The sequence below is a fragment of the bacterium genome (assembly GCA_019637795.1).
Lineage (GTDB): Bacteria > Desulfobacterota > Binatia > HRBIN30 > CADEER01 > JAHBUY01.
Genome location: JAHBUY010000003.1, coordinates 638,364 through 663,923 on the forward strand (window position 1 = coordinate 638,364; position 25,560 = coordinate 663,923).

The window sequence follows — 25,560 nt, forward strand, 5'->3', positions numbered from 1 at the left end:
TCGAGATCCGCGATCTCCGTGTCTCCGCGTCTCTGCGGCGGGAAATCTTCCATGGATCTGACGTTCTCTGCTGAGGAAGAGGCCTTTCGCGCCGAGGTGCGCGCCTGGCTCGCGGCCAACGTGCCGCCGCCCGAGGAGCTCGCCACGCTCGCCGACGAGGTGCGGTTCCTGGTCGGCTGGCAGCGACGGATGGCGGCGGCGGGGTGGGTCGGCGTGCACTGGCCGCGGCAGTACGGCGGCCGCGGCGCCTCGACGACCGAGAACTACCTCCTGCAGGAGGAGCTGGCGCGGGCGCAGGCGCCGGAGATCATCGGCCGCATCGGCGTCAACCTGGTGGGACCGACGCTGATCCACGCCGGCAGCGAGACGCAGAAGGCGCGCCACCTGCCGCGCATCCTCGCCGCCGACGAGCTGTGGTGTCAGCTCTTCTCCGAGCCCAACGCCGGCTCCGACCTGGCGGCGCTGCGCTGCCGCGCCGAACGCGATGGCGACTGCTTCGTCGTCACCGGCCAGAAGGTATGGACCAGCTACGCGCAGTTCGCCGACTGGGGCATCCTGCTCGCCCGCACCGATCCCGCCTCGCGCGGCGGCAAGGGGATCAGCTTCCTGATCGTCGACATGCGCAGCCCCGGCATCACGGTGCGGCCGCTGACCCAGATGACGGGCAGCGACGAGTTCAACGAGGTCTTCCTCGACGCGGTGCGCGTGCCGGCCGAGAACCTGGTCGGCGGCCTGCACCAGGGCTGGGCGATCGCGCAGACGACGCTCAGCCACGAGCGCGGCACGTCGCCGCGGCAACTGGTCGTGCATCGCATGCTGCTCGCCGACCTGCTGGCGCTGGCGCGCGAGACCGGCGCCGCCGACGACCCGATCGTCCGCCAGCGCCTGGCGCAGACCATCATCGAGGTCGAGATGACCAAGCTGCACAACTGGCGCACCCTGACCCAGTTGCGCCGCGCCGGCGCGCCCGGGCCGGAGAGCTCGCTGGTGAAGCTGTTCTGGAGCGAGATGAGCCAGCGCCTGCACGACACCGCCATGCAGGTGCTCGGCGTGCACGGCCAGCACTGGCCCGGCGAGCCGCGCGCCGTCGGGGGCGGCCGCTGGCTGCGTTCCTTCCTCTACTACCGCGCCGCCACCATTTTCGCCGGCACCTCCGAGGTGCAGCGCAACATCATCGCCCAACGCGTCCTCGGCCTGCCGCGCTGAGCACCGGTTCCGTGGCGCGACTGCCGCGTCCGCCCTCCCCGACGGCGCCTGGACGATCGCCGCGACCGGTGGCGGATGAATCAATCCCCCTTTGACGAATTCGCCGCCGGGAGTAGGCTGCGGCCCCACGAACGAAGGGGAGCGGCCGTGGCCGTTACGAAACACGGGGTGAAGTCCTATTCCGACGGTCACCCGCTCGACGAGGTGCACTACCGGGAGTTCAAGATCCTGCTCAAGCCGGATCACTTCACGCAGGCGCACCAGTTCAAGGAGTTCGGCAAGCTGCTGCGGCACGCCACCGCCGAGCTCGACGTCGCGCTCTACACCGACAAGGTGCTGGCGACGAAGAATCAACTGCGCGAGGTGGTGTTCTACGACACGCACCACTTCGACCTCTACAACCACGCCTACATCCTGCGGAAGCGCACCCTCTACGAGGACGGCTTCGCCAGCGGCGCGCCGGAGCTGGCGCTCAAGTTCCGTCACGTCGACCTCGACACGGCGGCGGCCGTCGATGTGCGGCCGCAGGGCTCGGGCACGGCGCGCATCAAGTTCAAGGAGGAGATCCTGCCGCTCACCGACAAGCTGGGCGGGGCGCGCAACCTGTACTCGCACAACGTGGTGCTGACGCTGACCACGGCGACCATCGATCCCAGCGTCAAGCACATCGCCCAGACCTTCCCGTGCCTGCAGCGGGTCGATCTGCAGGGCCGCACCCTGGCGCTGGTCAACGACGTCGCGGTCGAGGAGGTGCTGCACGATCTCGGCGAGCTGCACTTCGGGCACGGCGTCCAGGGCAACGCGAACGTCGCCGTGTGGCGGCGGCGCGCCGACGAGAAGCCGTTGATCGGCGAGTTCGCGTTCCAGTGCAAGTTCAAGCGCGCCGACGAGTTGCACGCCAAGGCGAGCAAGCACGCCGACCGTTTCTTCGTCGGCCTGCAGCACGCGGTGCGGAACTGGGTCCAGCTCGGCACCACCAAGACGCGGGTGGTGTACGGCCTGGGCGCGACCGAGGTCCGCAACCGTGAGTGAACGGCCGGCCGGCCGCGTCGTCGCGCTGGCCGAGATCTTCCAGACCTTCCTGGTCATCGGCGCCACCAGCTTCGGCGGTGGGGTCGTCGCCTATCTGCGGCAGGCGTTGGTGGTGCAGCGCGCCTGGCTCGACGACGACCAGTTCATGAGCGCGCTCGAGATCAGCCAGACGCTGCCGGGTCTCAACGCCACCAACATGAGCGTGCTGGTCGGCAGCCGCCTGCGCGGCATCCCCGGCGCGGCGGTGGCGCTGGTCGGCATGTGCCTGCCCGGCAGCCTGCTGCTGTTCGTGCTCGGCACGCTCTACGGCCAGCACAACGCGCGGCCGGCGGTGATCGCGATGCTCAACGGCGTCGCCGCCGCCGCCACCGGGCTGCTGCTGGCGACCACCTACCAGCTCGGCCGCAAGGAGCTCGGCGGCTGGGTCGACCTGATTTTCGTCGCCCTCACCACCGCCGCGGTGAGCGTCTTCCACGTCTCGCTGCCGCTCACCCTCTTCACCCTCGGACCGCTCGCCATCTGGTGGTACCGGCCGGCGAAGCCGCCGGTCGCCGACCCCGCCGCGGCGGGAGGCGCGCAATGAACACGTTGGCGCAGCTCGCGGCGGCCTTCGGGATCCTGTCGCTGCTCGCCGTCGGCGGCGGCGCCGCGGTGCTGCCGGAAATGAAGGAGACGGTCGTCGGCCAGTATCACTGGCTCACCGCCGACCAGTTCGTGCACATCTACAGCCTCGGGCAGATCGCGCCCGGCCCCAACATGCTGATGGTGCAAATCATCGGCGAGCGCATCGCCGGCGGCGCCGGCGCCCTGGTGGCGCTGCTGGCATTCTTCCTGCCGGCCAGCGTGCTGACCTTCGCCACCGGCCACCTGTGGGACCGGCTCGAGGGCTGGCCGTGGCGGGAGTCGATCCAGCGCGGGCTGGCGCCCATCTCCATCGGCCTGATGCTCGCCGGCACCATCACCATCGCCAAGATCGCCGTCACCGATCCGCGGACCATCGCCCTCGCCCTGGCGGTCACCGGCATCCTGCTGTGGCGCAAGGTCAACCCGGCGTACCTGATCCTCGCCAGCGCCGCGCTCGGCTGGGTGATGCTGGCCGGCTGAGTCCGCCGCGCCGGCGCCGAACGGCGCTGGCCGCGTTCGCGGCCGGACGATCCGAAGGCGCGTGATCCGCTATGGCGCTGGCTGCGACGAGGCGCGCTGCGGCGGCGGCGCGGGAGCGCCGCCCGCCAGGCGCGGCAGGGACCGCCAGCGGAACGGAGCCGCCATCTGGGACGGCCAGGTCTGCGGAAAGTCCGGCATGTCGGCGATGCCGATCGCCGCCGGCGGCTCGCGGTCGGTCGGCAGGAAGAAGCTGCCGAACGCCAGGTCCCAGATGATGAGGTTGGAGCCGTAGTTGGTGTTCGCCTCCTCGAGCACCAGCGAGTGATGCCAGCGATGCGGTTCGGCCATGCTGAAGACGTAGTTCAGCGGCCCGAGGCGGACGTCGATGTTGCAGTGCTGGAGCATGCCGAACACGGCATCGAAGAGCGCGAACAGCATGATCGTCTCCTCGGGGCAGCCGAGGGCGATCAACGGCACGTAGCCGACGAGGTACAGCAGGCCGAGGTCGACCGGGTGAAAGCGCGCCGCGTTCAACCAGTACAGGCGCGGCGCGCTGTGGTGCACGGAGTGGAACCGCCACAGCCAGTCGTGCTCGTGCTGCCAGCGGTGCAGCCAGTATTGGGGCAGCTCGACGATCACCAGCGCCAGGACGAGCTGCGCCAGCAGCGGCCAGCCGCGCGGCCAGAGGTCGAGACCGACGGAGCCCGACAGGGCGCCCGCGAGCAGCACGCCGAGGACGCCGGCCAGCGGCCGCGCCAACTGGGTGGAGCCCACCCCCGACACCACCGCGTGCACGACGTCGGTGCCGACATCGCCGTGCGACCGATTCCACTCGCGGCGGAACGGCAGCCGGTGCTCGACCACCGCCACGGCCACCAGGCCGAACGTCTGCGCGATCAGCAGGGTGAGCGGCGCGCCGAGGCGCGGCAGCAGGATCAGCGCCAGGGCGAGGGTCGCGCCGAGGATGAGCGGGAACGCGAGCACCGGGGCGACGGGCGGTCGCGCGCCGGTGCGCCCCTGCGCCGGAACGCGCGGCTCGACCGAGCTCACCGGCTCATCCGCGGGCTGCCGCACCGATCCCCCGCTCAGAACTCCACCACCGTCCCCGGATCGCCGTCCAGCTTCACGCTGTCGACGAACTGGATGAGGTTCTCCGACGACGACATCAGCACCGAGCTGGTGCGCGCGCCGTGGCCGAAGAAGCGGACGCCGCGCAGCAGGTTGCCGTCGGTGACGCCGCAGGCGGCGAACATCAGGAACGGGCCGGGCGCGAGGTCGCGCTCGCTGTAGATGCGCTTCATGTCGGTGATGCCCATGGCGCGGAAGCGCTCCTCCTGGCCTTCCTTGGTCGGCACCAGGCGCGCCTGCATGTGGCCGTTGAGGCAGCGCAGCGCGGCGGCGGCGAGAACCCCCTCGGGCGCGCCGCCGATGCCCATCACCGCGTGCACGTTGGTGCGGCGCACCGCGGCGCTGATGCCGGCCGAGAGGTCGCCGTCGCTGATCAGCCGGATGCGCGCGCCGGCGCTGCGGATGTCCTCGATCAGCTTCTCGTGCCGCGGCCGGTCGAGGACGATCACCACCAGGTCGCTCACCGAACGATTGAGGCGGCCGGCGATCGCCTTGAGGTTCTCCTTCACCGTCGCGTCGAGGTGGACCGCGCCCTTCACCGACGGGCCGACGATGATCTTGTCCATGTAGCAGTCGGGGGCGTGCAGCAGGCCGCCCTTGTTCGACGCCGCCAGCACGGCGATCGCGTTCGCCGAGCCGGTGGCGCAGAGGTTGGTGCCCTCCAGCGGGTCGACCGCGATGTCCACCTCGGGATCGCCGTCCCGCCAGGCGCCGACCTTCTCGCCGATGTAGAGCATCGGCGCCTCGTCGCGCTCGCCCTCGCCGATCACCACCGTGCCGCGCATCGACAAGCGGTCCATCGCCTTGCGCATCGCCTCGACCGCGACCGCATCGGAGTGCTTGCGGTCCCCCTGCCCCATCGTGCGCGCGCAGGCGACGGCCGCGTCCTCGACGACGGCGAGAAACTCCCGCAACAAATGCTGCAGATCCATGACGCCCCCTTTGTCCCGACCGCTGGCTGGTTAGCCGACGGGGTGCCGTATCGCAATCGCCGAAGCGCCCGAACGATGCGAATCACCGCGACGCCCGCCACGCCGTCGTGTCCTTCGTGGTCATTCCCGTTCATTTGTGGTTTCAGGACTCCGTGGCTCTGCCGCTGGACGGTATTCGCATCCTCGACATCGGCACCCGCATCGCCGCGCCCTTCGCGGCGACGCTGCTGGGCGACTTCGGGGCCGAAATCATCAAGGTCGAGCTGCCCGGCAGCGGCGACTTCATGCGCGGCATCGGGCCCTTCGACCCCAGCGGCGGCTCGCTGTGGTGGGCGGTAGAGGGACGGAACAAGAAGTCGATCACCCTCGATCTGCGCCGGCCGCGCGGCCAGGAGCTGTTCCGCGCCCTGGCGCGGCGAGCGGACGTGGTGGTCGAGAACTTCCAGCCCGGCACCCTCGAGGCGTGGGGCATCGGCCCCGAGGTGCTGGCGCGCGAGCATCCGGACCTGATCGTCACCCGCGCCTCGGTATACGGGCAGACCGGCCCCTATCGCGATCGCCCCGGACTCGACCGCAACGGCATCGGCTTCGGCGGCCTGCTCCACCTCACCGGCTACCCCGACCGGCCGCCGGTGCGCCCCGGCATCATCATCTCCGACTACCTGACGGCGATCTTCAACGCGCTGGCGATCATGATCGCGCTGTACCACCGCGACGTGCACCGCGGCGGCGGCCAGACCGTCGACCTGGCGCTGTACGAGTCGGTGTTCCGCATCCTCGAGCACACGCTGCCCGCCTACGACCGCCTGGGCGTCGTCCGCGGCCGCGAGGGCAATCGGCTGCGCAACTCGGCGCCGCTCGACAACTGGGAGACCGCCGACGGCGAGTTCGTCTGCATCGTCGCCGCCGGTGACGGCCTCTTCCCGCGCCTGGCTCGGGCCATCGGCCGCCCCGAGCTGCTCGATGATCCGCGCTTCGCCACCTTCAAGGCGCGGGTCGCCAACGGCGACGCCATCAACGGCATCGTCGGCGAGTGGTGCCGGCGACACAGCGCGGCCGAGATCGAGGCGATCATGGTCGCCGCCGAGGTGCCGGTGTCGCGCGCCTATTCGATCGCCGACATCGCCGCCGACCCCCACTACGCGGCGCGCGGCGACATCGTCACCGTCGACGACCCCACCCTCGGCCCGCTCAAGCACCCCGCCGTCTACCCCCGCCTCTCCGCCACGCCCGGCGAGATCCGCCGCGGGGCGCCCAGGCTCGGCGAGCACAACGACGAGATCTACGGGGCGCTGCTCGGCCTCGCGGCGCCGGAGATCGCGCAGCTCCGCGCTGACGGCATCATCTGACGCTCGCCCCGCGGCGATCGCGGCTATCCGCGGATGACCTCCGGCTGCTTGAACGCGGTCCAGCCGCGGTCGCAGTTGAGCACGGCGCCGGTGAGGCTGCGCGCGGCGTCGCTGGCGAGGAAGACCACCACCTCGGCGATCTCCTCGGCGCTCTGCAGGCCGGTGGCGTGCCCCTTGGCGAAGCCGTCGCGGAAGGCGTCGTTGCCGAAGATCAGCGCGTTCATCGGCGTGTCGACGTACCCGGGGCTGATGGCATTGACGCGGATGTTCATCGCCCCGCAGCCGACGGCCAGCGACTTGGTGAGCAGCGCCACGCCGCCCTTGGACGCCGCGTAGCCGTCGAGCCCGCCGAGCGGCAGGTGGGCCATCGAGGAAGCGGTGTTGATGATCGCGCCGCCGCCGGCGCGGGCGATCTCGGGGATGGCGAATTTGGCGTGGTAGAAGGCGCTCGACAGATTGACGCGAATCACCGTGTCCCAGACCTCGACGTCGATCATCGGCGCGAAGCCATCGCGCCCCGGCCAGGCGACGCCGGCATTGTTGTAGAGCACGTGCAGGGCGCCGAAGGCGTCCACCGCGGCGCGCACCGTGCGCTCGGCGTCGGCCGCGTTGCCGGCGTCGGCGACCACGGCCCGCGCCACGCCCCCGGCGGCGCCGATCCGCGCCGCCGTCTCGCGCACCCCGGCTTCGTCGATGTCCGACGCCAGCACCCGCGCCCCCGCCGAGGCCAACGCCAGCGCGCCGGCGCGCCCCAACCCCGATCCCGCGCCGGTGACGATCGCGACCTTGCCCTCGAGCATGTGTCCCTCCCCAATCAGCGACAACGTACCCTCCCGAGGACCGATGGGGGCACCGCGCCGGCTGACGTGCCAGCTCGCGTCAGCGGCGCATGGCCCGCCGGCGGAACGCGGATGCCGCGACGAGGAGCAGCACGGCGGCGCCGATCCATTGCGCGCGGACCGAGAGCGCTGGCGCCGGGGCGATGATCGGCGCGCACGTCCCCCGCTGCCCCGCGAGGTTGCACGCGTGGGCCGGCTGCGTGCAGGCGGTGTCGCAGCACACCTGGTCGACGCAGTGCATCGAGGCGCACTCGCCGCCACTCGTGCAGGAGCCCCCATTGGGGACCAGCGGCGTCGCCGTGGGCGTCGTGGTCACGGTCGCGGTCCTCGTGACGGTCGCCGTCGAGGTCGCTGTCCCGGTCGCGCTGGCGGTGCGGCTGGAGGTCGCCGTCGGCGTCATCGAGTGCGTCTGGGTCGCGGTCGCGGTGCGCGTCGCCGTGCCGGTCGACGTCGCCGTCACCGTCGACGTGGCGGTCGAGGTGTGACTGGCGGTCGACGTGCAGGTCGCGGTGCCGGTCGCCGTCGGCGTCTCGGTGACCGTCGGGGTGTCCGTGACGGTCGGCGTGCTGGTCGGCAGCGAGTAGGTCACCTGCAATTGCGGCACCACGAACATCGACGTGTTGTCGAACGTGGCCCACTGCACCAGGTTGGTGGGGTTGCTGATGCCGGTCGGCGCTCCGCCACTGATGCCGCAGCGCAGTTTCGTGTTGCCGGTGGTGCTGACTCCGGGGGAGCCGTTGAAGCCGGAGAGCGTGAGCGTGTTGTCGGCGCCGTTGGTCAGGCTCGAGATGGCGATGTTCAGCGCCGTCGTGCCCACGGGATCCGTCCAGTCGCCGGCCACGATCGCGCCGTCGACCACCCATTCGCAGACCAGATTACGACTGTTGGTGTTGCTCAGTGACGTGATGCGCACGAGCAGACTGACGCCCGTGATGATCGCGTCGTCGGGCAGGGCGGAGGTGTCCCAACGCATCTCGCCCACGTTGTAGATGTACTGCGCGTTGCTGATGGTGAGTTGCTTGGTCATGGTCATCGTGGTGTTGCTGCTGTTGACGATGACCGCGTCGCCGAACGCGTTGGTGGGCGGAAGGGCGGTGCGGCTCCGGCTGAGGCCCGCGTCGTAGGCGCTCTGCGGGACGCTGAAATTCATCATGTCCGCGCCCGCGGGCGCCACCGCCTGGAGCACGGCGACCGCCACCGCCATCTGACACACGGCGGCGACGCGGACGCAGCCCCAGGCACGGGTCCGTGGCGCGCGAGAACGGCGTCGATCCGCAACCCCGCTTGCCCCCTCACTAATTCGCGACGGCTGGCTCACCCCACCCTCCTCGCTGCGGCAGCATACCGCGCATGTGGTTCGCGCCGCTCCTACAGGCACTGGACCTCGGACGTCAAACTCGGTGGACCCGAGGCATCATCGCCGCGGCCCGCTGTCCGGGGCGGGCCGATTGGCAACCGGCGCCGCCCCGTCCCCTCGGTGGTGAAAGCGGGCCATAGGAGGTATGAACCCCGCCGTGGCGGATGCGGCGGGCTATGAGCTGCAGGCGGCGCGGCGGAACGGAGCGGCGACGATCGCGGTGCGCGGGCGGGTGGCGATCGGCAACGCCCAGCGCCTGCTCGAGGAGATCAGCGCCACCGTGCCGGCCGACGCGCGCGAGGTGCGGCTCGACCTGTCCGGCGTCGACTACTTCGACAGCGGCGGCGGCGCGCTGTTGATCCGGCTGCGCGAGCAGCTCGAGCGCCGCGGCGCGGCGCTGCGCATCACCGGCAGCACGCCCGACATCGACGGCTTCCTCGGTCTGGTCGACGAGGAGCGCCTGCGCGCCGCGGCGCCGCGCCCGGCACCGCCGACGACGCTGATCGAGCGCGCCGGCGAGTGGGGCGAGCGCGCCATGGCCAGCCTGCGCGACTTCACCGCCTTCAGCGGCGAAGTGGTGATCGGCCTGCTCGACGCGGCCCGCAACCCGCGCCAGATCCGCTGGCGCGAGACCTGGATCTACATGCAGCGCGCCGGCTACGAGGCGCTGCCGATCGTCACCCTGATCAGCTTCCTGATGGGCCTGATCACCGCCTTCCAGGCGGCCGTGCAGCTCCGCCAGTTCGGCGCCGACATCTACGTCGCCAGCCTGGTCGGCCTGTCGGTGACGCGCGAGCTCGGGCCGCTGATGACCGCGATCATCGCCGCCGGCCGCTCCGGCGCCGCCTTCGCGGCCGAGATCGGCACCATGAAGGTGTCGGAGGAAGTGGACGCGCTGGCGGCCATGGGGCTCGACCGCACCCGCTTCCTGGTGACGCCGAAGGTGCTGGCGCTCATCCTCATGCTGCCCCTGCTGACCCTCTACGCCGATCTCGTCGGCATCCTCGGCGGCCTCTTCGTCGCCGTCGTCCAGCTCAACATCCCGACCGTCGTCTATTTCTCGACCATGAAGTACTACATGGTCTTCTGGGACGTCGGGCAGGGGCTCATCAAGGCCTTCGTGTTCGCCATCCTGATCGCGCTGGTCGGGTGCCTGCGCGGCTTCGAGGCGCGCGAGAGCGCCGAGAGCGTCGGCCGCATCACCACCTCGGCGATCGTCTCCGGCATTTTCGCGATCATCCTCAGCGACGCGGTCTTCACGGTGCTGTTCAATGTCTGGTGAGCCGAGCGCCGCGCCGGCGGCGATCACGGTCGAGCACCTGGTGGCGCGCTACGGCGACAAGGTGATCCTCGACGACGTCTCCTGCGCCGTGCGGCGCGGCGAGGTGTTCGCGATCGTCGGCGGCTCCGGCTGCGGCAAGACGACGCTGCTGCGTCACATGATCGGGCTGCTGCGCCCGGCCGGCGGCCGGGTGCTGATCGAGGGCGACGACGTGGCGCATGCCGACGAGGAGCAACTGCGCCGCATTCAGCAGCGCTTCGGCGTCAGCTTCCAGGCTGGCGCGCTCTTCGGCTCGCTCACCCTCGGCCAGAACATCGCCCTGCCGCTCGAGGAGTACACCACCCTGCCGCCGGACATGATCGCGCTGCTGGTGCGCATGAAGCTGGCGATGGTGCGCCTCGACGGCTTCGAGGACTTCATGGTGTCCGAGCTCTCGGGTGGCATGAAGAAGCGCGCCGCGCTCGCCCGCGCCCTGGCGCTCGACCCCCGCATCCTCTTCTTCGACGAGCCCTCGGCCGGCCTCGACCCGATCACCTCGGTGGAGCTCGACGAGCTCATCGTGCAGGTGAACCGCAGCCTCGGCACCACCATCGTCGTCGTGTCGCACGAGTTGCCGAGCATCTTCACCATCGCCACCCGCTGCATCATGCTCGACGCCGCGACCAAGTCGGTGATCGCCGAGGGGCCGCCGCTCGAGCTGCGGGAGGGGCACCCCGATTCGCGCGTCCATGCGTTCTTCAACCGCCAGCCGAGCGAGCAGGCGCAGCACAGGAGGGCCACCCGTGGCGACCGAGGCGCGTAAGCTCCGCGTCGGCATCTTCGTCATCGTCGCCCTGATGATCGGCCTGGCGGCGGCGATCTGGCTCGGCGCCAGCCGCTACCTGGCCGACGAATCGGCGGCGGTGACCTACTTCTCCGAATCGGTGCAGGGCCTCGACCGCGGCGCCGCGGTGAAGTACCGCGGCGTGCCGGCGGGCCGGGTCGAGCGCATCGACATCGCGCCCGACGGCGACCTCATCGAGGTCCGCATGAGCATCGACAACCGCTATGCCGATCTGCTGTTCAAGGACCCGACGCTGCGCGCCCAGCTCCAGCTCTCGGGCATCACCGGGCTGCGCTACGTCGAGATCGACCGCCACGCCGGCGATGCGCTGGAGAAGGCGCCGACCCTGTCCTTCGAGCCCTCGGCGCCGCTGATCCCGTCGACGCCGTCGCAGTTCAAGGCCATCCAGGAGGCGCTCGAGGACATCTACCAGCGGGTGATGAGCATCGATCTGCCGGGGATCTCGGACGACGTGCGCGCCACCCTGCAGGCCGCCGACCAGTTGCTGCGCGACGAGCGCGTGCAGCACATCCTGACCAATCTGACCAACATCACCGACTCGGCATCGCGCGTGACGCTCAATCTCGACAAGGCCACCGAGGGCGTGCGCCTGCAGCCGGTGGTCGCCGATCTGCGCGAGGCGACGGCCGAGGCCAGGGCGCTGATGGTCGACCTGCGCAGCGGCGACACCGGCCGCGATCTGCGCAGCGCCGTGCGCGAGGTCGACGGCCTGGCGCGCACCGGCCAGTCGTTCATCATCGACCTGCAGGGCGTCATCGGCCGCCTCAACCGCACCATCGACAACCTGCAGCTCCTGAGCGACTCGCTCCGCCAGCAGCCCTCGAGCCTGCTGTTCTCCAACCCGCCGCCGCCGCGTCCGACGCCGGCGCGTTGAGGAGTGCCCATGCGCCGCCTGGCTCCGCTCGCCATCGCTCTTCTGGTCAGCGCCTGTTCCACCTTCGGCGGCGCGCCGCCGGTCGCGCGCACCTACCGGCTCGCCTACCCCGCACCCGCCGCGACCCACGAGGCGCCGGCCGGCATCGTGCGCGTCGCGCCCTTCAGCGTCGCGCCCGCGTACGACCGCCTGGGCTTCATCTACCGCCAGGGCCCGTACGACGTCGGCGTCGACAACTACAACAGTTGGATTGCCGCGCCGAGCGCGATGATCGGCGAGCTCATCGCGCGTGATCTCGGCAGCGCCGGCGTCGCCTCGGCGGTGCTGCAGGGACCGTCGGCGCTGGCGCCCGACTACGAGCTCAGCGGTCGGGTCGAGGAGATCGACGAGCTCGACAGCGACGGCTGCACCGCGCACCTGCGGGTGCGCGCCCTGCTCGTGCGGGTCGCCGCCAGCGGCCCGCGCGGCCCCGTCTTCGAGGAGCTGTTCACCAGCGACCAGCCGTGCGTGCTCGGCGACCCGACGTCGTTCGTCGCCGCGATGAGCCGCGCCGCGCAGGACATCTCGGGGCAGATCGCCGCCCGGGTGGCCGCGGTCCGCTAGCCGCAGCCCTCGGCTACGGCATCCGCCGAGTCGCCAGCAGCTCGATCGCCTCGGCGAAGAGATCCCGCTTCAGCCGCCCGTAGATCGCCCGATCCTTCCCCGACAGCGCCTCGGCCCGCGCCACCGCCCGCGGCAGCACCTCCTCCGCGGCGGCGGTCTCGTCCACCGCGCGCAGCGCCAGGGCCTCCGCGCCGCCGACGCGGCGGCCGGTGAGGATCAGATCGGTGGCGCTGCGGCGCCCGAGCTTGCCGGTGATGAGCGCGTTCATCCCCGGAGCGAACGGCATGCCGAGGTCGACCTCGGGCAGGCAGAAGAAGCCGCGGTCGGCGCGCATGACGCGGAAGTCGTGGGTGAGCGCGAACATCGCGCCGCCAGCGAAGGCGTGGCCATTGATCGCCGCCACCGTCGGCACCGGCAGGGCCAGCAGACGGCCGAAGAAGGCGAGGAAGTCGCCGATGAAGCTCGGCCCCTCGCCGGCGGGCGACATCAGCCAGTCGAGGTCGAGGCCGTTGGAGTAGAACTTGTCGCTCCCGACCGTCACCAGCGCCGCCGCGCCGCGGCTCCGCTCCACTTCGTCGACGGCGCCGTTCAGCGCGTCGAGGAAGGCGCGGTTGAAGCGGTTCTCGCCGCTCTGCATGGCGAGGACGAACACGGGACCGGTGCGGGTGAGATCGATCATCGGGAATCCTCGGCGTGACGGAGCTGCGTCAGGCTGTCGCGCGCTCGGGGGTTGGCGGTCGGGGCCTTCAGCCACCGTCGGCGCTTGGCGCGCGGCGGCACCCGCCAGCCCTCGGCTGTCGGGCCGCCGCTCACTCCTCTCGCAGGCCGTACTCCTTCATCTTCTTCTGCAGCATGACGCGCGACAGCCCGAGGGCGCGGGCGGAGCGCGAGACGTTGCGATTGTTGGCCTGCAGCACGCGGCGGATGTAGTCGGCCTCGAACTCGGCGCGCGCCTGGCGGAGCGGCGTCATCGGCGCCGGGCCGGTCGCGGGGAGATCCGCCGGGGTGGCGGCGTGGCGGTCGACGTCGCTGCCGCGCAGCTTGGGTGGAAAGTAGGCGGTGGTGATGACGCCGTTCGAGCGCGCCAGCGCGACCGCCCGTTCGAGCACGTTCTCCAACTCGCGCACGTTGCCGGGCCAGTCGTAGCGCTGCAGGGCATCGACCGCCGCCGGGTCGACGCCGCGCAGCTCGGTGTGGTGGCGGTCGGCGTGCTTCTTCAGCAGCCGGTCGACCAGCACCGGAATGTCCTCGCGTCGCTGGCGCAGCGGCGGCAGCGTGATCGGGAACACGGCGAGCCGGTAGTAGAGATCCTGGCGGAACGCCTGGCGACCGACCTCGGCCTGCAGGTCGCGGTTGGTCGCCGAGACGACGCGCACGTCGACCTTGCGCGGCCGCGTGTCGCCGACCGGAACGATCTCGCCCTGCTGCAGGACGCGCAGCAGCTTGGCCTGCATGGCGAGCGGCATCTCGCCGACCTCGTCGAGGAAGATGGTGCCGCCGCTCGCCGCTTCGAACAGCCCGCGGTGGTCCTGGGTGGCGCCGGTGAACGAGCCGCGGCGGTGGCCGAAGAGCTCGCTCTCGAGCAACGTCTCCGACACGGCGGCGCAGTTGACGGCGAGGAACGGCGCCTCGGCGCGCGCCGAGGCGCGGTGGATGCCGCGCGCCACCAGCTCCTTGCCGGTGCCGGTCTCGCCCTCGATCAGCACCGTGATCGGCGTCGCCGCGGCGCTCTCCATCAACTGGAACACCTCCAGCATGGCGGGGCTCGAACCGACGATCTCGTGGAAGCGGTCGCGGTGCGCCATGTCGCGGCGCAGCGCGCCGACCTGGGCGCGCAGCAGGTCCTCGCTGGCCTTCACCCGGGCGAACAGGCGGGCGTTCTCGATCGCCACTGCGACGCTGCCGGCGAGCGCCTCGAGGAAGGCGAGGTCGTCGTCGGAGAACGGCAGCCCGTGCTTGTGATTGAGGACCTGAATGACGCCGATCACCCCCTGGTAGGTGCGCAGCGGCGCGCACAGCAGGGCGCGGGTGGTGAAGCCGGTGGCGTGATCGATGCCGGTGAAGAAGCGGGCGTCGGACTGGACGTCGTCGACCCGCACCGCGCTGCCGTGGCTCAGCACCCAGCCGGCGATGCCGCGGTCGGCGGGAAAGCGCAGCTCGAGCAGGCGGGCGAGGACGGTGGGGTCGTCCTCGGCGACGAACGGGAAGTAGAGCTCGTTGGTGTCGGCGTCGAGCAGCAGCACCGAGGCGCCCATCGCGTCGAACACCTCGCGGCACTTGCCGACGACGAACGGGAACAGCTCGTCGAGCTCGATGCGCGCCGCGAACGCGCACGCGAGATCGTACAGCACCCGGAACCGCGTGGTGCTTTCGCTGGGCGCACCGCCGCCTTCGAAAGCCATGTCTCCCCGCGGCAACGTCTACCCGAGGCGCTCCGCCACGGCAACGGCGGTCCCTGCGCGGGGACGCGCGTGGTGGGTTCGCGGGGCGGGGCGGAGGGCGCGCTGGCCCCCGCGCCCCCCGCGCGCGTGCTCACCCGTGCGCTTCGAGCTCCTCGTCGATGATCTCCTGGAACTTCTCGAACGGCTGCGCGCCGTCGAGCAGGCGACCGTTGATGAAGAACGCCGGCGTGCCGTTGACGCCGGCGGCCTGGCCGGCGGCGAGATCCTGCTCGATCATCTCCTTGCCACGCTCGGCGGCCACGCACTCGTCGAACTTCTTGCGGTCGAGGCCGACGTCGCTGGCGATCTGCTGCAGGTTGGCCGCCGAGAGGTCCTTGGCGGCCATCAGTTTGTCGTGCATCGCCCAGAACTTGCCCTGCTCGTTGGCGCACAGCGCCGCCTGCGCGGCGGGGCGGGCGCTCTGATGGAAGGGCAACGGGTAGTTGCGATAGGCGATGCGCACCTTGTCGCCGTAGGTCTCCTTCACCTGCTCCACCGACGCCTCGGCGCGCTTGCAGAACGGGCACTCGTAGTCGGAGAACTCGATGATCGTGACCTTGGCGTCGGCGGGACCGAGCGGCGGCAGCTCGCCGACGGCGACGTCGACCGTCGGCGGCCGCAGCGCGATCTTCGTCGGATACTTCTTCTTCAGCTCCGCGATGTACTCGGTGTAGCGGCCCTGGGCGGAGCGGCTCTTCATGTACTCGACCAGCTTCTCCTTCACCTCGTCGAAGGACTGTCCGCCGAGCTGCTCCTTGTTGTCCTCGTAGAGCTTCTTGACGTCGTCGTCGCTCGGCGCCGGCACCTTTTCGACGATCTCGGTCTGCTGGAGCTGCTCGAGGGACACGCCGCGCGCCGTGGCCTCCTGCTCGAACAGCGCCGTGGCGACCAACTCGTCGACGCCGCCGCGGAGGATCTTGTAGCGGGCGGCCTCGACCTCGCCGAGCTCCGATTTCACCGACGCCTCGACGTCGGCGCGGGTGATCGTCTTGTTGCCGGCGGTCGCGAGCACGTCGCTGCCGGCCTCGGTCGCTGGGGCTGCCGCTGCCGGCGCCGCCGCGGGGGCGGCCGCGTGCTGGACCGCCGCCGGCGCCGCCGCGCCGCCCGGAGCGGCCGATTTCTGGTCACAGCCACCGGTCGCCAACACGGCGACCGCCAGCAGCGTCAAGGTGCCAATGCGCATGGATCCTCCTGGGGGTTCGAGACGATGATCCCCCACCGTACGGGTCCCCCACCTGTCCCGTCAACTCGAACGCGGAACACTGTCGCTGCTCAGTGATTCTGTCCGCCCTCAACTGCTCAGTGATTCCGTCCCCCCGGGGTTCATCGTGGTGGTGACGGGATCATGTCGGTGGGGGAAACGGAAGGAGCCCGCAGGGCGACTGGAGTTTTCCCCACCGAGGCGGCGCTCGGCGGCCGCCGCCGCCGGCGCTTGAGCGTGCGGAGGGCGCCGGGCGAGGTGGCGGCGGCCGTGGCGATCACCGTGTCGCCGCCGTAGACGCGCCAGCTGCCGTCGAGGAGCTGGCGCACCTCGACGCGCGTCCCCGCATAGCTGCGCTTGCGCGGGCCGGGCGGGATGTCGAGGACCAGGCCGCCGATCCGCACGGTGTTGTCGTTCAGCACGGTCGCCTCGTACTGGAAGCTGCAGATCCGGCTCAGATCGGTCCCCCGTCGCACCGGCCGCCACGCCGGGGTGGCCTCGGCCGGGGGAATGGCAAACCGCTGGTTGTGCTCCGCCCGAAAGGCCTCCAGCACGGCATTGGCCTCCTCCACGGTCGTGGCCCCCACCAACCGGAGCTCGGAGACCAACCGATCCTGCAGCGTGCCCCACAGCCGCTCCACTCGGCCCTTCGCCTGCGGCGACAGCGCGTAGATCACCTCAATCTCCAAGGCCGCGAGCGCCCGGCCCACCTGCGTCGGGTCTTGGACCCCGCGTAACTCCTCTTCCAGCGTCCAGTGCGCGTCGTTGCGCTTCAGGCTCCCGTGCCGATCCATGTAGGCGCTGTACGGAAGTCCTTTCGCCTCCGCGATCGCTCGCAGCACCCGCAGGTACCCTGCCGCGCACTCCTGCTCCACGAACGACGCCCCAGGCAGCAGCTCGCCGGTCGCGTCATCGATCGCTCCCATCAGGCACAGCATCGGCCCGCGCCCCTCGAGCCACTCGTGTCGGCTGCCGTCCCAGAGGATCATCAACCCCGCCTGCGGTTTGCGGTCTCTGCGCCGGCGGTGTTTCGGGGCGCGCCGCCGGCGCGGCGGCCCGATGCCCGCCGCGCGCAGCAGCCGCTGCACGCTGGCCCGAGAGACCTTGACCCCTTCCACGTCCCCCAGCTTCTCGGTGAAGTGCTGGTCGTTGAACCCGTCGTACTTCTTGCGCCGCAGCTCCAGGATCTGCTCCCGCACCGCTTCCCCCAAGCGGTGCTTCGGCGCCCGCCCCGTGTTCCCGTGCTGCACTCCTTTCGCCCCACGCCGCCCCACCGCCCGCCGCAGCCGTCGCACCTGCCGCTTCGACAGTCCCAGCACCTCCGCCGCTTCTCCCACCGTCAGCGCCCCTCGCTCGATCCGCTCCACGGCGTCCAGCCGCTTCCATTGCCGCTTGCTCATCCTCTCCATCCCTCCTTCTTTGCCGCGGAGGGGCGGACATTTTCACTGAGCAGTTAGGCGGACAAAATCACTGAGCTTCAACACTCGAACGCGGAACACTGGACCGCGGAGCACCGGCCGCCGATGGGCTGGGAGCAAGGAGCAAGGGATCCCATCCGCCCGCGCCTGCGCTATGCTGCGCGCATGCGTGCCGCCCTGACGCTCCCCCTGCTCCTCCTCGCCCCCGCCCTCGCCATGGCCGGCGAGCGGACGGTGCGGGAGAACGCCTTCAACCGCGGCCAGTACGACATCTACGAGAACGGCAACCGGATCGGCACGGTCCGACCCAACGCCTTCAACGAAGGCCAGTACGACGTCTACGATCGCGCCGGTACCCGCACCGAGACCGTGCGCCAGAACCCCTTCACGCCCGACCGCTACGACATCGAGCGCGACGGCCGCCGCACCGGCACCGTCGAGCGCAACCCCTTCCTGGCCGACCAGTACGACCTCCGCGGCGCCGACGGTCGCCGCGCCGGCACCCTGCGCGCCAACCCGTTCGAACGAGGCACCTACGACCTCGACCGCGACCGCTGACCTGGCTTCCCTCTCCCCGCCGCTTTCGCTATACGGCCGAATCGCGGCCGCACCGGCCGCGGCCCCACCCAATACGCTGGCGTAGCTCAGTTGGTAGAGCAGCTGATTCGTAATCAGCAGGTCCGCGGTTCGAATCCGCGCGCCAGCTTCTCATCTAGGCCATGTGCCACAAGCGTTTCCGCAGCTTTCACGCACGCGGGCCCCGAGCGCGCCATCTGGCCGGGTAAGCACTGGGTAAGCACCCGGTCGCACGTCGCGGAGGTAGCGCTGCCACGCGCCGGCGCCGCCTTGCGGAATCGACTTGAGGCGCAAAAAGTCAGTCGCTGTGCGCCCCGGGGGGTCGCGGTGCGACCTCGGAGATGCGTGACGCGCAGATGCGAGCACGAGCGGCGCCCCCGGTCAGAATTGCTTGGGCAAGCCGGCCTGCTTCAGCACGGCATTCGCCAGGTGGCGCGATTTGATCGCCGCGTCTACGGGGAAGCGGCGCTTCGTGTGGGGGCTGTACCAGACTTCGTGATCGCCCTTGCCGTGGCGCTCGAAGCTGCAGCCGGCGGCGCGCAGCAGCCGCTTGAGCGCGGGCGTGTAGTCGGCCACTCAGGCGATGGCGTGCGCCTGCTCGGCGCGTTCCGCGACGATGCGGAAGCGCGCGGTCGCGGCGGCGGCGGCGGAGCAGGCGCCGTTCAGCTCCAACAGCTCGGGCACCATGACGCGCAACTTCTCCGCCAGTGCCTCGAAGGTGTCGGCGCCGGTGGCGAGCCCGGGCACGTCATCGCTGGTCGCCACCCAGACGCCGGCCTCGGCATCCCACTCGGCGGTCACGGTGTAGACTGGCGGCGCATCAGGGTGCGTCATTCGCAGCAAGGCTAGCGCCTCCGCGCCCGCTGGCGCAACGGCATTCGCTTCCCGTGTCGGCGCGGCGCGACCACGCTGCCCTCGGGGTTCGAGCCGTCGGGGCGCGCTGGTCCTTCACGGAGACGAGGCTCTCGCCCTGCACGATGAGGAGCCTGGCGTACATGTGCCGCAGGCCACGGAGCCGGACGCGGCGCAGACCGACCGCGTCCAGGACGCGGGTGAGCTCCTTCGGCGCACGGCTGCCATCGCCTGGCGTGCCACGGCTGAGAAGATGAACGCCGCCGCGATCTCCTCCGCGCCGCTGCCCGGCGGCTCGCAGATCCGCGACCCGCGCATCCACGACGGCTCCGAGCACTTCGACAACCTGCCGGGACGTCGTGTCACATCACCTGTAATTGAACCGTTGTCGTTGGCTGTGTAGGCTGATCAAAAGGGTACACACCATGACTCGCGTCCAGGTTCTGCTCACGGAAGACGCAGACCGGCGCTTGGAAGATCTCGCCGCAACGCGCGGGGAATCGAAGTCGAGCCTCGTTCGGCGGGCGGTAGATCTGTTGCTGCAACTTGAAGAGCGCGACGACGAGCCGCTGCTGGCGCTGGCTGGGCAGGTGGGACGTGCGGGGACGCGCCACGGAGCGCGGGATCACGACCGGCTGTTGGCCGGGGGCGCACGGCGCCGCGGCGCGCGGTGACCATGGGACCGCGGGGGTCTTCGTCGACACCGGGGCCTGGTATGCGCTGCAGGTCAGCGACGACGAATGGCACGAGGCCGCCGTCGGCACACTCCGCGAGCTGGTGGTCTCCCACCACCCGCTGGCGACCAGCAATCAGGTGATCGGCGAGACCTACACGCTCCTGCGGGTCACGTGCGGGCACACCGCCGCCCTGGCGTTCCTCGACCGGCTGGATGAGTCCCGCAGGGTCGAGCGCATCTTCGTCGGCAAGGAGCAGGAGGCGCGCGCCTACCGATTGCTGCGCCAGTACACCGATCAGGATTTCAGTTTCGTGGACGCGACGAGCTTCGCGGTGATGCGCGCCGAGCGCATCCGCCACGCCTTCGCCTTCGACCAGCACTTTGCCGCGGCTGGCTTCACCCGGCTCCCGGTCGACGTGTCCGTCGGCCAGGTCTGATCGGCTTCCGCCCGAGCCGAGCCGCACCGTTCCAATTCCTGCGGACCGGCTCAACATCCTGCGACAGCCAGACTCCTGCCGCGGGGGGCGAGCGCGCTACCGCGCCAGGTACTTCGGGGTGAACATCTCGTCGGGCAGGTCGATGCCGTACTGCACCGTCTTCACGTCGAGGCGGGAGGACGCGCGCTCCCGGACGTCCTCCATGGTCTGCCGCATCAGCGTCCACACGCCGTCGACCTGATCGACCTGGTCGATGGTCCACACCTTGGACAGTGTGCCGTCGGGAGCGAAGAACTGGCGCCTGAGGATGAGCAGATCCTTGGGATCGAGCGACAGGACCGTCCGGCTGTAGATCCCGTCGGGGTTCTTCGGCCGCGCCTCGACGAGCGTGCACGGACGGCCGAGCAGCGTCTCCTCACCCACGACGGCGTAGTCGAAATCGTCCAGCTTCGGCTCGACCAGATCGGACACGTAGAACGTCGAGCCGAGGAACGGCTGCTTGCGGATCTCCTCGGCGACGAGGATCACCTTCCGACTCGCCGTCACCTTCAGGTACTGCTGGGCCGGTCCGTCGACCGGCTGCAGAAAGAGGAAGCGCATGCCAGCGAGCTCGCTCGGGGCCGTCACCTCGATGTAGCTGCCGCGCGCGCCGTTCACGATCTTGTTGCTGATCGCCAGCGTCCGCGTCGGCTGTCCCTTCACGGTCAGGTCCACCGTCGCCTGGCTCGTCTGCTTCGGCAGGGCGTCGAGCACCCGTCGCACCAGGTCGCGCGCCGCGTCGTCGGCACGAACGGCCCCGCTCCACAACGCGCCGGCGATCGTCGCCGCCAGGGCGGCGCGGCCCATCGGCCGACACCGCATTCGCGCCCGTCGAACCGCCTCGCAACATGCGACCATGCCGCCTCCTTTCGCGTCAGTCGTCCACCGATCGACGCCGCGTCGTCAGCCGGGGCTGCGGCGCTCCTAGAGGATCAGGCCCGGTCACACAAGAACTTCGGGGCGTCCATTGCCCGCGCCGCGCGCCGTCCTTGACCGCTGCCGGCGCTTCGGCGCATGTCCGGCGGCATGAGCCTGTTCGATCGCTACCGCGTCATCGACGTCGACGCGCACGTCACGGAGCCGGCCGACGTCTGGACGGCCCGCGTCTCCAGCCGCTGGGGCGACCGCGTGCCGCACGTCGAGCGCCTCGGCGACAAGGACGTGTGGATGGTCGCCGGACGTCCGGTCGGCGCCCCCGGCGCCTATTCGATGGCCGGCTTCGACGGCACCATTCCGGAGTTTCCCGACACCTACGCCGACTGCGCCCCGGCGACCTACGACGCGCAGGCGCGGCTGGCGCACCTCGATCGCGAGGGCCTGTGGGCGCAGGTGCTCTACCCGAACGTCGGCGGCTTCGGCTCCGCGGGCTTCCTGCAGCTCGAGGAACCGGCGCTGATGCTCGAGTGCGTGCGCGCCTACAACGACTTCCTGATCGACTGGACGAGCGCCGCGCCGCGGCGGCTGGTGCCGGTGATGGCGACGCCGTTCTGGGACGTCGCCGCCGCCGTCGGCGAGATCGCCCGCTGCGCCGCGCGCGGCCACCGGGCGGTGCTGTTCTGCAGCCAGCCGCAGGCGTTCGGGCAGCCGGTGCTCGCCGACCGCCACTGGGACCCGATCTGGGCCGCCGCCCAGGAGGCCGGGCTGTCGATCAGCTTCCACGTCGGCTCCGGCACCATCGGCGGCGACATCTTCGACGATCCCGCCAACATGGGCATCAAGACGGTGTTCGCGCGCAACTCCGCCAACTACTTCCTCGAGAACACCCGCTGCATCGGCGATCTCACCATGGGGGGCGTCTGCCACCGCTTCCCGCGCCTCCGCTTCGTCTCGGTCGAGAGCGGCGCCGGCTGGATTCCGTTCGTCCTCGAGGCCTTCGACTGGCAGTGGACCAACGGCGGCGCCTTCCGCGAGCATCCCGACTACGAGCTGCGGCCGAGCGAGTACTTCCGGCGCCAGATCTTCGGCTGCTTCTGGTTCGAGGAGAGGGGCCTCGCGACGGCGCTCGAGCTGTTCCCCGACAATCTCCTGTACGAGACCGACTTCCCGCACCCGACGTCGATGGCGCCGGGACCGCAGAGCGCCGCCTCGCCGCCGCGCGCCTACGCCGAGCGGGCGCTGGCGCGGGCGCCCGAGGCGACGGTGCGCAAGGTGCTGCACGACAACGCCGCCGCGCTGTACGGCCTGCAGTAACCGCGTGTCGAGCGACGCACGGCCGGCGAGCGCGATGCACGGGCTGCGCGACCTGCGGGTGGTCGACTTCTCCACCGAGATCGCCGGCCCCTACTGCACCAAGCTGTTCGCCGACGCCGGCGCCGACGTCATCAAGGTCGAGGACGCCGCCGGGGACCCGCTGCGCCGCTGGTCCGCCTCCGGCGCCGACCGGCGCGGACGCGACGGCGCCCTGTTCCGCTTCCTCAACGCCGGCAAGCGCTCGGTCGTCGGCGGGCTCGACGACGCCGCGGTGCGCGATCTCGTCGCCGGCGCCGACCTGGTGGTCGAGAGCTTCGCCCCCGCCGCGACCGACATCCTCGATCTGCCGGCACGACATCCCGGGTTGACCCTGGTCTCGATTTCTCCCTTCGGCCGCAGCGGGCCGTGGCGCGATCGCCCCGCCACCGAATTCACCATCCAGGCGGAATCGGGCTCGATCGGCACCCGCGGCCTCGCCGATCAGGAACCCTTCCAGGCCGGCGGCCGCATCCTCGAGTGGCTGGGCGGCACCTTCGCCGCCGTGGCGGCGCTCGCCGCGGTGCACCGGGCGCGGCGCACCGGCCACGGCGAGCACGTCGACTGCTCGCTGCTCGAGGCCATGGCGCTGGCCTCGACCAACTTCCTCGATCTCTTCTGGAGCCTGTTCGGCCGCCCCGAGCCGCCGGGGCCGGCGCGGACCATCGAGACGCCGTCGATCGAGCCGACCGCCGACGGGCACGTCGGTTTCTGTACCAATTCCGGCCAGCAGTTCCGCGACTTCCTGGTGCTGATCGAACGCCCCGACCTGCTCGACGATGCGGAGCTGGCGCTGGTCTTCGGGCGCATGCAGCGCTTCCGAGAGTGGAACGACATCGTCCACGCCTGGACGACGCGACACACCACCGCGGAGATCGTCGCCCGCGCCACGGCGCTGCGCATCCCGGTGGCGCCGATCTGCAACGGCGAGACGGTGCAGCGGCACGAGCAGTTCGTGGCGCGCGGCGTCTTCGTCCGCGACCCCGAGGACACCTTCACCCATCCGCGCGCGCCCTACGCCATCGACGGCGAGCGGCCGCGCGCCACGGCGCCGGCGCCACGCCTGGGCGAGCACACGGGCCGCATCGAGCCGCGCCCGCTGCCTCGCCCGACGGCGGACGGGCCGAAGCCGCCGCCGCTCGCCGGCCTGCGCATTCTCGACCTGACCAACTGGTGGGCCGGGCCGTCGGCGACGCACGTCCTGGCGGCGCTCGGCGCCGATGTCATCCACGTCGAGTCGATCCAACGCCCGGACGGCATGCGCTACGCCGGCGGCGCCTTCATGGGGCACGAACGCTGGTGGGAGCACAGCCCCTTCTTCCTGGCGGCCAACACCAACAAGCGCGGCCTGACACTGAATCTCAACGACCCCGCCGGCCTCGACCTGCTGCTGCGGCTGCTGCGCCGCTCCGACGCCCTGGTGGAGAACTTCAGCCCGCGCGTGCTCGACAACTTCGGCCTCACCTGGGAGGCCATCCACGCCGCCAACCCGCGCGCCATCCTCGTCCGCATGCCGGCCTTCGGGCTCTCCGGACCGTGGCGCGACAACACCGGCTTCGCGCAGACCATGGAGCAGTTGACCGGCCTCGCCTGGGTCACCGGCCATCGCGACGACCAGCCGCGCATCCAGCGCGGCCCCTGCGATCCCCTGGCCGGCATGCACGCCGCCTTCGCGCTGCTCGTCGCCCTCGCCGAGCGCGAGGTGACCGGCGTCGGCGCGCACGTCGAGGCGACCATGGTGGAGGGGGCGCTGAACGCCGCCGCCGAGCAGGTGATCGAGCACAGCGCCTACGGCGCCGTTCTGCAACGGGACGGCAATCGCTCGCCCGCCGCCGCGCCGCAGGGCCTCTACCGCTGCCGCGGCGCCGACGCCTGGCTGGCGCTGTCGGTGGCGACCGACGCCCAGTGGCAGGCGCTGGTCCGCGTCCTCGGCCGGCCGGCGTGGAGCGGCGACCCGTCGCTGCGGACGCGCCCCGGGCGGCGCGCGGCGCACGACCGCATCGATCGCGAGCTGCGGCGGTGGACGGCGGACCGCGACCTCGCCGCGACCGTCGCGCTGCTGATCGCCGCTGGCGTGCCGGCCGGCGCGGTCGCCGACCCGCGGGAGATCAGCCGCCACCCGCAGTTGGCGGCGCGCGGCTTCTTCGAGCCGTGCGCGCATCCGATCGCCGGCACCCACCCGATCCCCACCGTGCCGTTCCGCTTCGCCGGCGTGGCGCGCTGGCTGCACGCCCCGGCGCCAACCCTCGGCCAGCACAACCGCGAGATCCTGTCCGAGCTGCTCGCGCTCGACGACGACGCCATCGCCGCGCTCGCCGCCGCCGGCGTCATCGGCGAGCGCCCACAGGGAGCCTGATCCGCATGCGCGACATCGACCTCGGCACGTCGTTTCTGAAGGCCCACGTCGCGGAGCGCGTGTTGCACGTGCGCATCGACCGCGCCGACAAGCGCAACGCGATCACCCAGGACATGTACCGGGGCCTGAAGCGCGCCGCGATCCTCGCCGACGGCGAGCCGGAGGTCGACGTCCTCTGCCTCACCGGCAGCGGCGACGCGTTCGCCGTCGGCGGCGACATGAGCGGCGAGAGCGAGCATCCCGAGGAGCTGGCGCAGGAGCTCGACCCCACCGACCACTTCCCGTTCCGCCAGCTCGAGCAGTGCCGCAAGGTGGTGTGCGCCGCCGTCAACGGCCTCTGTCACGCCGGCGGGCTCAACCTCGTCCTGTTCAGCGACCTCAGCATCGCCTCCGACCGGGCGACCTTCCGCGCTCCCGAGCTGCGGCGCGGCGTCCCCGATCCCTGGATCGCGGCCCGCCTCGCCGAATACGTCGGCCTCGGCAAGGCGAAGTACCTGCTGTTCACCGGCGCGCTGCTCGACGCCCACCAGGCCGCCGCGCTCGGGCTGGTCGGCACGGTCGTCCCGCACGCCGACTTCGCGGCCGAGCTCGCCTGGACGCTCGAGCAGATCCGCCGCACCGGCCCGAAGTCGCGCGCCGCGGTGAAGGACGACCTCAACCGCCGCCTGCCGGCGCCCGACGTCAACCTGTTCCGCCGCGCCATCATGTCGCCGGAGATGGCCGAGGGCTTCCAGGCCTTCCTCGAGAAGCGCCCGCCCAATTGGCCGCGCGACTGACGCGCCGCGCGC

The 25,560-nt window shown here is 71.2% G+C and carries 27 protein-coding genes and 1 tRNA gene; 17 read left to right on the forward strand and 11 right to left on the reverse strand.

What is annotated here, in order from left to right:
- The first annotated feature begins 51 nt into the window (after positions 1–51).
- The 4 genes from KF840_12710 (at position 52) to KF840_12725 (ending at position 3,342) form a co-directional block, all read left to right on the forward strand.
- On the forward strand, positions 52–1,206 hold the full coding sequence (locus tag KF840_12710; protein MBX3025761.1) for an acyl-CoA dehydrogenase family protein: 1,155 nt from the start codon (positions 52–54) through the stop codon (positions 1,204–1,206).
- A gap of 168 nt (positions 1,207–1,374) precedes the next feature.
- Positions 1,375–2,238 carry a hypothetical protein gene (locus KF840_12715; GenBank protein ID MBX3025762.1) on the forward strand — a complete coding sequence of 288 codons (864 nt, stop codon included), beginning with the start codon at positions 1,375–1,377 and terminating at the stop codon, positions 2,236–2,238.
- Entirely contained in the window at positions 2,231–2,821 is a 591-nt protein-coding gene (locus KF840_12720) for a chromate transporter (GenBank protein MBX3025763.1), read from the forward strand. The genes KF840_12715 and KF840_12720 overlap by 8 nt, the downstream gene beginning before the upstream one ends.
- Complete coding sequence (locus KF840_12725; protein ID MBX3025764.1) at positions 2,818–3,342, forward strand: chromate transporter; 525 nt, start codon at positions 2,818–2,820, stop codon at positions 3,340–3,342. The genes KF840_12720 and KF840_12725 overlap by 4 nt, the downstream gene beginning before the upstream one ends.
- A 69-nt stretch (positions 3,343–3,411) precedes the next feature.
- Here KF840_12725 and KF840_12730 read toward each other — a convergent pair whose 3' ends face one another.
- Both KF840_12730 and glpX read right to left on the reverse strand, forming a co-directional pair.
- Positions 3,412–4,392, reverse strand: a complete 981-nt coding sequence (locus KF840_12730; protein MBX3025765.1) for a sterol desaturase family protein — start codon at positions 4,390–4,392, stop codon at positions 3,412–3,414.
- Positions 4,393–4,427: 35 nt separating this feature from the next.
- The gene (glpX, locus tag KF840_12735) at positions 4,428–5,402 is read right to left on the reverse strand and encodes a class II fructose-bisphosphatase (GenBank protein MBX3025766.1); all 975 of its coding nucleotides are present in this window, start codon (positions 5,400–5,402) and stop codon (positions 4,428–4,430) included.
- A gap of 134 nt (positions 5,403–5,536) precedes the next feature.
- Between glpX and KF840_12740 the strand changes: the two genes are divergently transcribed.
- Entirely contained in the window at positions 5,537–6,751 is a 1,215-nt protein-coding gene (locus KF840_12740) for a CoA transferase (protein ID MBX3025767.1), read from the forward strand.
- A 23-nt stretch (positions 6,752–6,774) separates the two neighbouring features.
- Here the strand turns inward: KF840_12740 and KF840_12745 are convergent, their stop codons facing one another.
- Both KF840_12745 and KF840_12750 read right to left on the reverse strand, forming a co-directional pair.
- Positions 6,775–7,551: an SDR family oxidoreductase gene (locus KF840_12745; GenBank protein ID MBX3025768.1), complete on the reverse strand. Its 777-nt coding sequence runs from the start codon at positions 7,549–7,551 to the stop codon at positions 6,775–6,777.
- A gap of 79 nt (positions 7,552–7,630) precedes the next feature.
- Complete coding sequence (locus KF840_12750) at positions 7,631–8,794, reverse strand: hypothetical protein (GenBank protein MBX3025769.1); 1,164 nt, start codon at positions 8,792–8,794, stop codon at positions 7,631–7,633.
- Between the two features lie 298 nt (positions 8,795–9,092).
- On the opposite strand from KF840_12750, the gene KF840_12755 reads away from it, so the two are divergent.
- Genes KF840_12755 through KF840_12770 form a run of 4 tightly spaced genes read left to right on the forward strand, consistent with a single transcriptional unit; the run spans position 9,093 to position 12,550 of the window.
- Positions 9,093–10,229 (forward strand): MlaE family lipid ABC transporter permease subunit, encoded by a 1,137-nt coding sequence (locus tag KF840_12755; GenBank protein ID MBX3025770.1) that lies wholly within the window; start codon positions 9,093–9,095, stop codon positions 10,227–10,229.
- Positions 10,219–11,031, forward strand: a complete 813-nt coding sequence (locus KF840_12760) for an ATP-binding cassette domain-containing protein (protein ID MBX3025771.1) — start codon at positions 10,219–10,221, stop codon at positions 11,029–11,031. The genes KF840_12755 and KF840_12760 overlap by 11 nt, the downstream gene beginning before the upstream one ends.
- On the forward strand, positions 11,012–11,947 hold the full coding sequence (locus KF840_12765) for an MCE family protein (GenBank protein MBX3025772.1): 936 nt from the start codon (positions 11,012–11,014) through the stop codon (positions 11,945–11,947). Before KF840_12760 ends, KF840_12765 begins: the two co-directional genes overlap by 20 nt.
- A 9-nt stretch (positions 11,948–11,956) precedes the next feature.
- The gene (locus KF840_12770) at positions 11,957–12,550 is read left to right on the forward strand and encodes a membrane integrity-associated transporter subunit PqiC (GenBank protein MBX3025773.1); all 594 of its coding nucleotides are present in this window, start codon (positions 11,957–11,959) and stop codon (positions 12,548–12,550) included.
- 13 nt (positions 12,551–12,563) lie between these two features.
- On the opposite strand, the gene KF840_12775 is transcribed toward KF840_12770, so the two are convergent.
- The 4 genes from KF840_12775 to KF840_12790 all read right to left on the reverse strand — a co-directional run bounded on the left by KF840_12775 (position 12,564) and on the right by KF840_12790 (position 17,592).
- Complete coding sequence (locus tag KF840_12775; protein MBX3025774.1) at positions 12,564–13,229, reverse strand: enoyl-CoA hydratase/isomerase family protein; 666 nt, start codon at positions 13,227–13,229, stop codon at positions 12,564–12,566.
- Positions 13,230–13,359: 130 nt separating this feature from the next.
- Complete coding sequence (locus KF840_12780) at positions 13,360–14,952, reverse strand: sigma 54-interacting transcriptional regulator (GenBank protein ID MBX3025775.1); 1,593 nt, start codon at positions 14,950–14,952, stop codon at positions 13,360–13,362.
- A gap of 130 nt (positions 14,953–15,082) precedes the next feature.
- The gene (locus tag KF840_12785) at positions 15,083–16,174 is read right to left on the reverse strand and encodes a DsbA family protein (protein ID MBX3025776.1); all 1,092 of its coding nucleotides are present in this window, start codon (positions 16,172–16,174) and stop codon (positions 15,083–15,085) included.
- Between the two features lie 140 nt (positions 16,175–16,314).
- On the reverse strand, positions 16,315–17,592 hold the full coding sequence (locus tag KF840_12790) for an ISNCY family transposase (protein ID MBX3025777.1): 1,278 nt from the start codon (positions 17,590–17,592) through the stop codon (positions 16,315–16,317).
- 183 nt (positions 17,593–17,775) lie between these two features.
- On the opposite strand from KF840_12790, the gene KF840_12795 reads away from it, so the two are divergent.
- Positions 17,776–18,168 (forward strand): hypothetical protein, encoded by a 393-nt coding sequence (locus KF840_12795; protein MBX3025778.1) that lies wholly within the window; start codon positions 17,776–17,778, stop codon positions 18,166–18,168.
- A 75-nt stretch (positions 18,169–18,243) separates the two neighbouring features.
- Positions 18,244–18,316, forward strand: a tRNA-Thr gene (locus KF840_12800).
- 251 nt (positions 18,317–18,567) lie between these two features.
- Here KF840_12800 and KF840_12805 read toward each other — a convergent pair.
- Both KF840_12805 and KF840_12810 read right to left on the reverse strand, forming a co-directional pair.
- A complete protein-coding gene (locus tag KF840_12805) occupies positions 18,568–18,762 on the reverse strand; it encodes a type II toxin-antitoxin system HicA family toxin (GenBank protein MBX3025779.1) in 195 nt (64 codons plus the stop codon).
- Positions 18,763–19,020, reverse strand: a complete 258-nt coding sequence (locus KF840_12810) for a DUF1902 domain-containing protein (GenBank protein MBX3025780.1) — start codon at positions 19,018–19,020, stop codon at positions 18,763–18,765.
- A gap of 163 nt (positions 19,021–19,183) precedes the next feature.
- Here KF840_12810 and KF840_12815 point away from each other — a divergent pair, with 163 nt between their 5' ends.
- Genes KF840_12815 through KF840_12825 form a run of 3 tightly spaced genes read left to right on the forward strand, consistent with a single transcriptional unit; the run spans position 19,184 to position 20,151 of the window.
- Complete coding sequence (locus tag KF840_12815) at positions 19,184–19,441, forward strand: hypothetical protein (GenBank protein MBX3025781.1); 258 nt, start codon at positions 19,184–19,186, stop codon at positions 19,439–19,441.
- A gap of 22 nt (positions 19,442–19,463) precedes the next feature.
- Complete coding sequence (locus tag KF840_12820) at positions 19,464–19,712, forward strand: ribbon-helix-helix protein, CopG family (protein ID MBX3025782.1); 249 nt, start codon at positions 19,464–19,466, stop codon at positions 19,710–19,712.
- Complete coding sequence (locus tag KF840_12825; protein ID MBX3025783.1) at positions 19,636–20,151, forward strand: PIN domain-containing protein; 516 nt, start codon at positions 19,636–19,638, stop codon at positions 20,149–20,151. Before KF840_12820 ends, KF840_12825 begins: the two co-directional genes overlap by 77 nt.
- A 96-nt stretch (positions 20,152–20,247) precedes the next feature.
- Here the strand turns inward: KF840_12825 and KF840_12830 are convergent, their stop codons facing one another.
- A complete protein-coding gene (locus KF840_12830; protein ID MBX3025784.1) occupies positions 20,248–20,997 on the reverse strand; it encodes an outer membrane lipoprotein-sorting protein in 750 nt (249 codons plus the stop codon).
- Positions 20,998–21,216: 219 nt separating this feature from the next.
- On the opposite strand from KF840_12830, the gene KF840_12835 reads away from it, so the two are divergent.
- The 3 genes from KF840_12835 to KF840_12845 are packed head-to-tail and all read left to right on the forward strand — an operon-like array spanning position 21,217 to position 25,548.
- A complete protein-coding gene (locus tag KF840_12835; GenBank protein ID MBX3025785.1) occupies positions 21,217–22,380 on the forward strand; it encodes an amidohydrolase in 1,164 nt (387 codons plus the stop codon).
- A 34-nt stretch (positions 22,381–22,414) separates the two neighbouring features.
- Entirely contained in the window at positions 22,415–24,772 is a 2,358-nt protein-coding gene (locus tag KF840_12840) for a CoA transferase (GenBank protein ID MBX3025786.1), read from the forward strand.
- Between the two features lie 5 nt (positions 24,773–24,777).
- Positions 24,778–25,548, forward strand: coding sequence for an enoyl-CoA hydratase/isomerase family protein (locus KF840_12845; protein ID MBX3025787.1), 771 nt, complete (start codon positions 24,778–24,780; stop codon positions 25,546–25,548).
- Positions 25,549–25,560: the final 12 nt, after the last annotated feature.

Excerpts from the sequence above, each read along its gene's own strand:
- KF840_12710 (MBX3025761.1), top strand. The coding sequence starts at position 52 with ATGGATCTGACGTTCTCTGCTGAGGAAGAGGCCTTTCGCGCCGAGGTG.
- KF840_12725 (MBX3025764.1), top strand. The coding sequence starts at position 2,818 with ATGAACACGTTGGCGCAGCTCGCGGCGGCCTTCGGGATCCTGTCGCTG.
- glpX (MBX3025766.1), bottom strand. The coding sequence starts at position 5,402 with ATGGATCTGCAGCATTTGTTGCGGGAGTTTCTCGCCGTCGTCGAGGAC.
- KF840_12745 (MBX3025768.1), bottom strand. The coding sequence starts at position 7,551 with ATGCTCGAGGGCAAGGTCGCGATCGTCACCGGCGCGGGATCGGGGTTG.
- KF840_12750 (MBX3025769.1), bottom strand. The coding sequence starts at position 8,794 with ATGGCGGTGGCGGTCGCCGTGCTCCAGGCGGTGGCGCCCGCGGGCGCG.
- KF840_12755 (MBX3025770.1), top strand. The coding sequence starts at position 9,093 with ATGAACCCCGCCGTGGCGGATGCGGCGGGCTATGAGCTGCAGGCGGCG.
- KF840_12760 (MBX3025771.1), top strand. The coding sequence starts at position 10,219 with ATGTCTGGTGAGCCGAGCGCCGCGCCGGCGGCGATCACGGTCGAGCAC.
- KF840_12770 (MBX3025773.1), top strand. The coding sequence starts at position 11,957 with ATGCGCCGCCTGGCTCCGCTCGCCATCGCTCTTCTGGTCAGCGCCTGT.
- KF840_12775 (MBX3025774.1), bottom strand. The coding sequence starts at position 13,229 with ATGATCGATCTCACCCGCACCGGTCCCGTGTTCGTCCTCGCCATGCAG.
- KF840_12780 (MBX3025775.1), bottom strand. The coding sequence starts at position 14,952 with ATGGCTTTCGAAGGCGGCGGTGCGCCCAGCGAAAGCACCACGCGGTTC.
- KF840_12785 (MBX3025776.1), bottom strand. The coding sequence starts at position 16,174 with ATGCGCATTGGCACCTTGACGCTGCTGGCGGTCGCCGTGTTGGCGACC.
- KF840_12790 (MBX3025777.1), bottom strand. The coding sequence starts at position 17,592 with ATGAGCAAGCGGCAATGGAAGCGGCTGGACGCCGTGGAGCGGATCGAG.
- KF840_12795 (MBX3025778.1), top strand. The coding sequence starts at position 17,776 with ATGCGTGCCGCCCTGACGCTCCCCCTGCTCCTCCTCGCCCCCGCCCTC.
- KF840_12810 (MBX3025780.1), bottom strand. The coding sequence starts at position 19,020 with ATGACGCACCCTGATGCGCCGCCAGTCTACACCGTGACCGCCGAGTGG.
- KF840_12820 (MBX3025782.1), top strand. The coding sequence starts at position 19,464 with ATGACTCGCGTCCAGGTTCTGCTCACGGAAGACGCAGACCGGCGCTTG.
- KF840_12830 (MBX3025784.1), bottom strand. The coding sequence starts at position 20,997 with ATGGGCCGCGCCGCCCTGGCGGCGACGATCGCCGGCGCGTTGTGGAGC.
- KF840_12835 (MBX3025785.1), top strand. The coding sequence starts at position 21,217 with ATGAGCCTGTTCGATCGCTACCGCGTCATCGACGTCGACGCGCACGTC.
- KF840_12840 (MBX3025786.1), top strand. The coding sequence starts at position 22,415 with ATGCACGGGCTGCGCGACCTGCGGGTGGTCGACTTCTCCACCGAGATC.
- KF840_12845 (MBX3025787.1), top strand. The coding sequence starts at position 24,778 with ATGCGCGACATCGACCTCGGCACGTCGTTTCTGAAGGCCCACGTCGCG.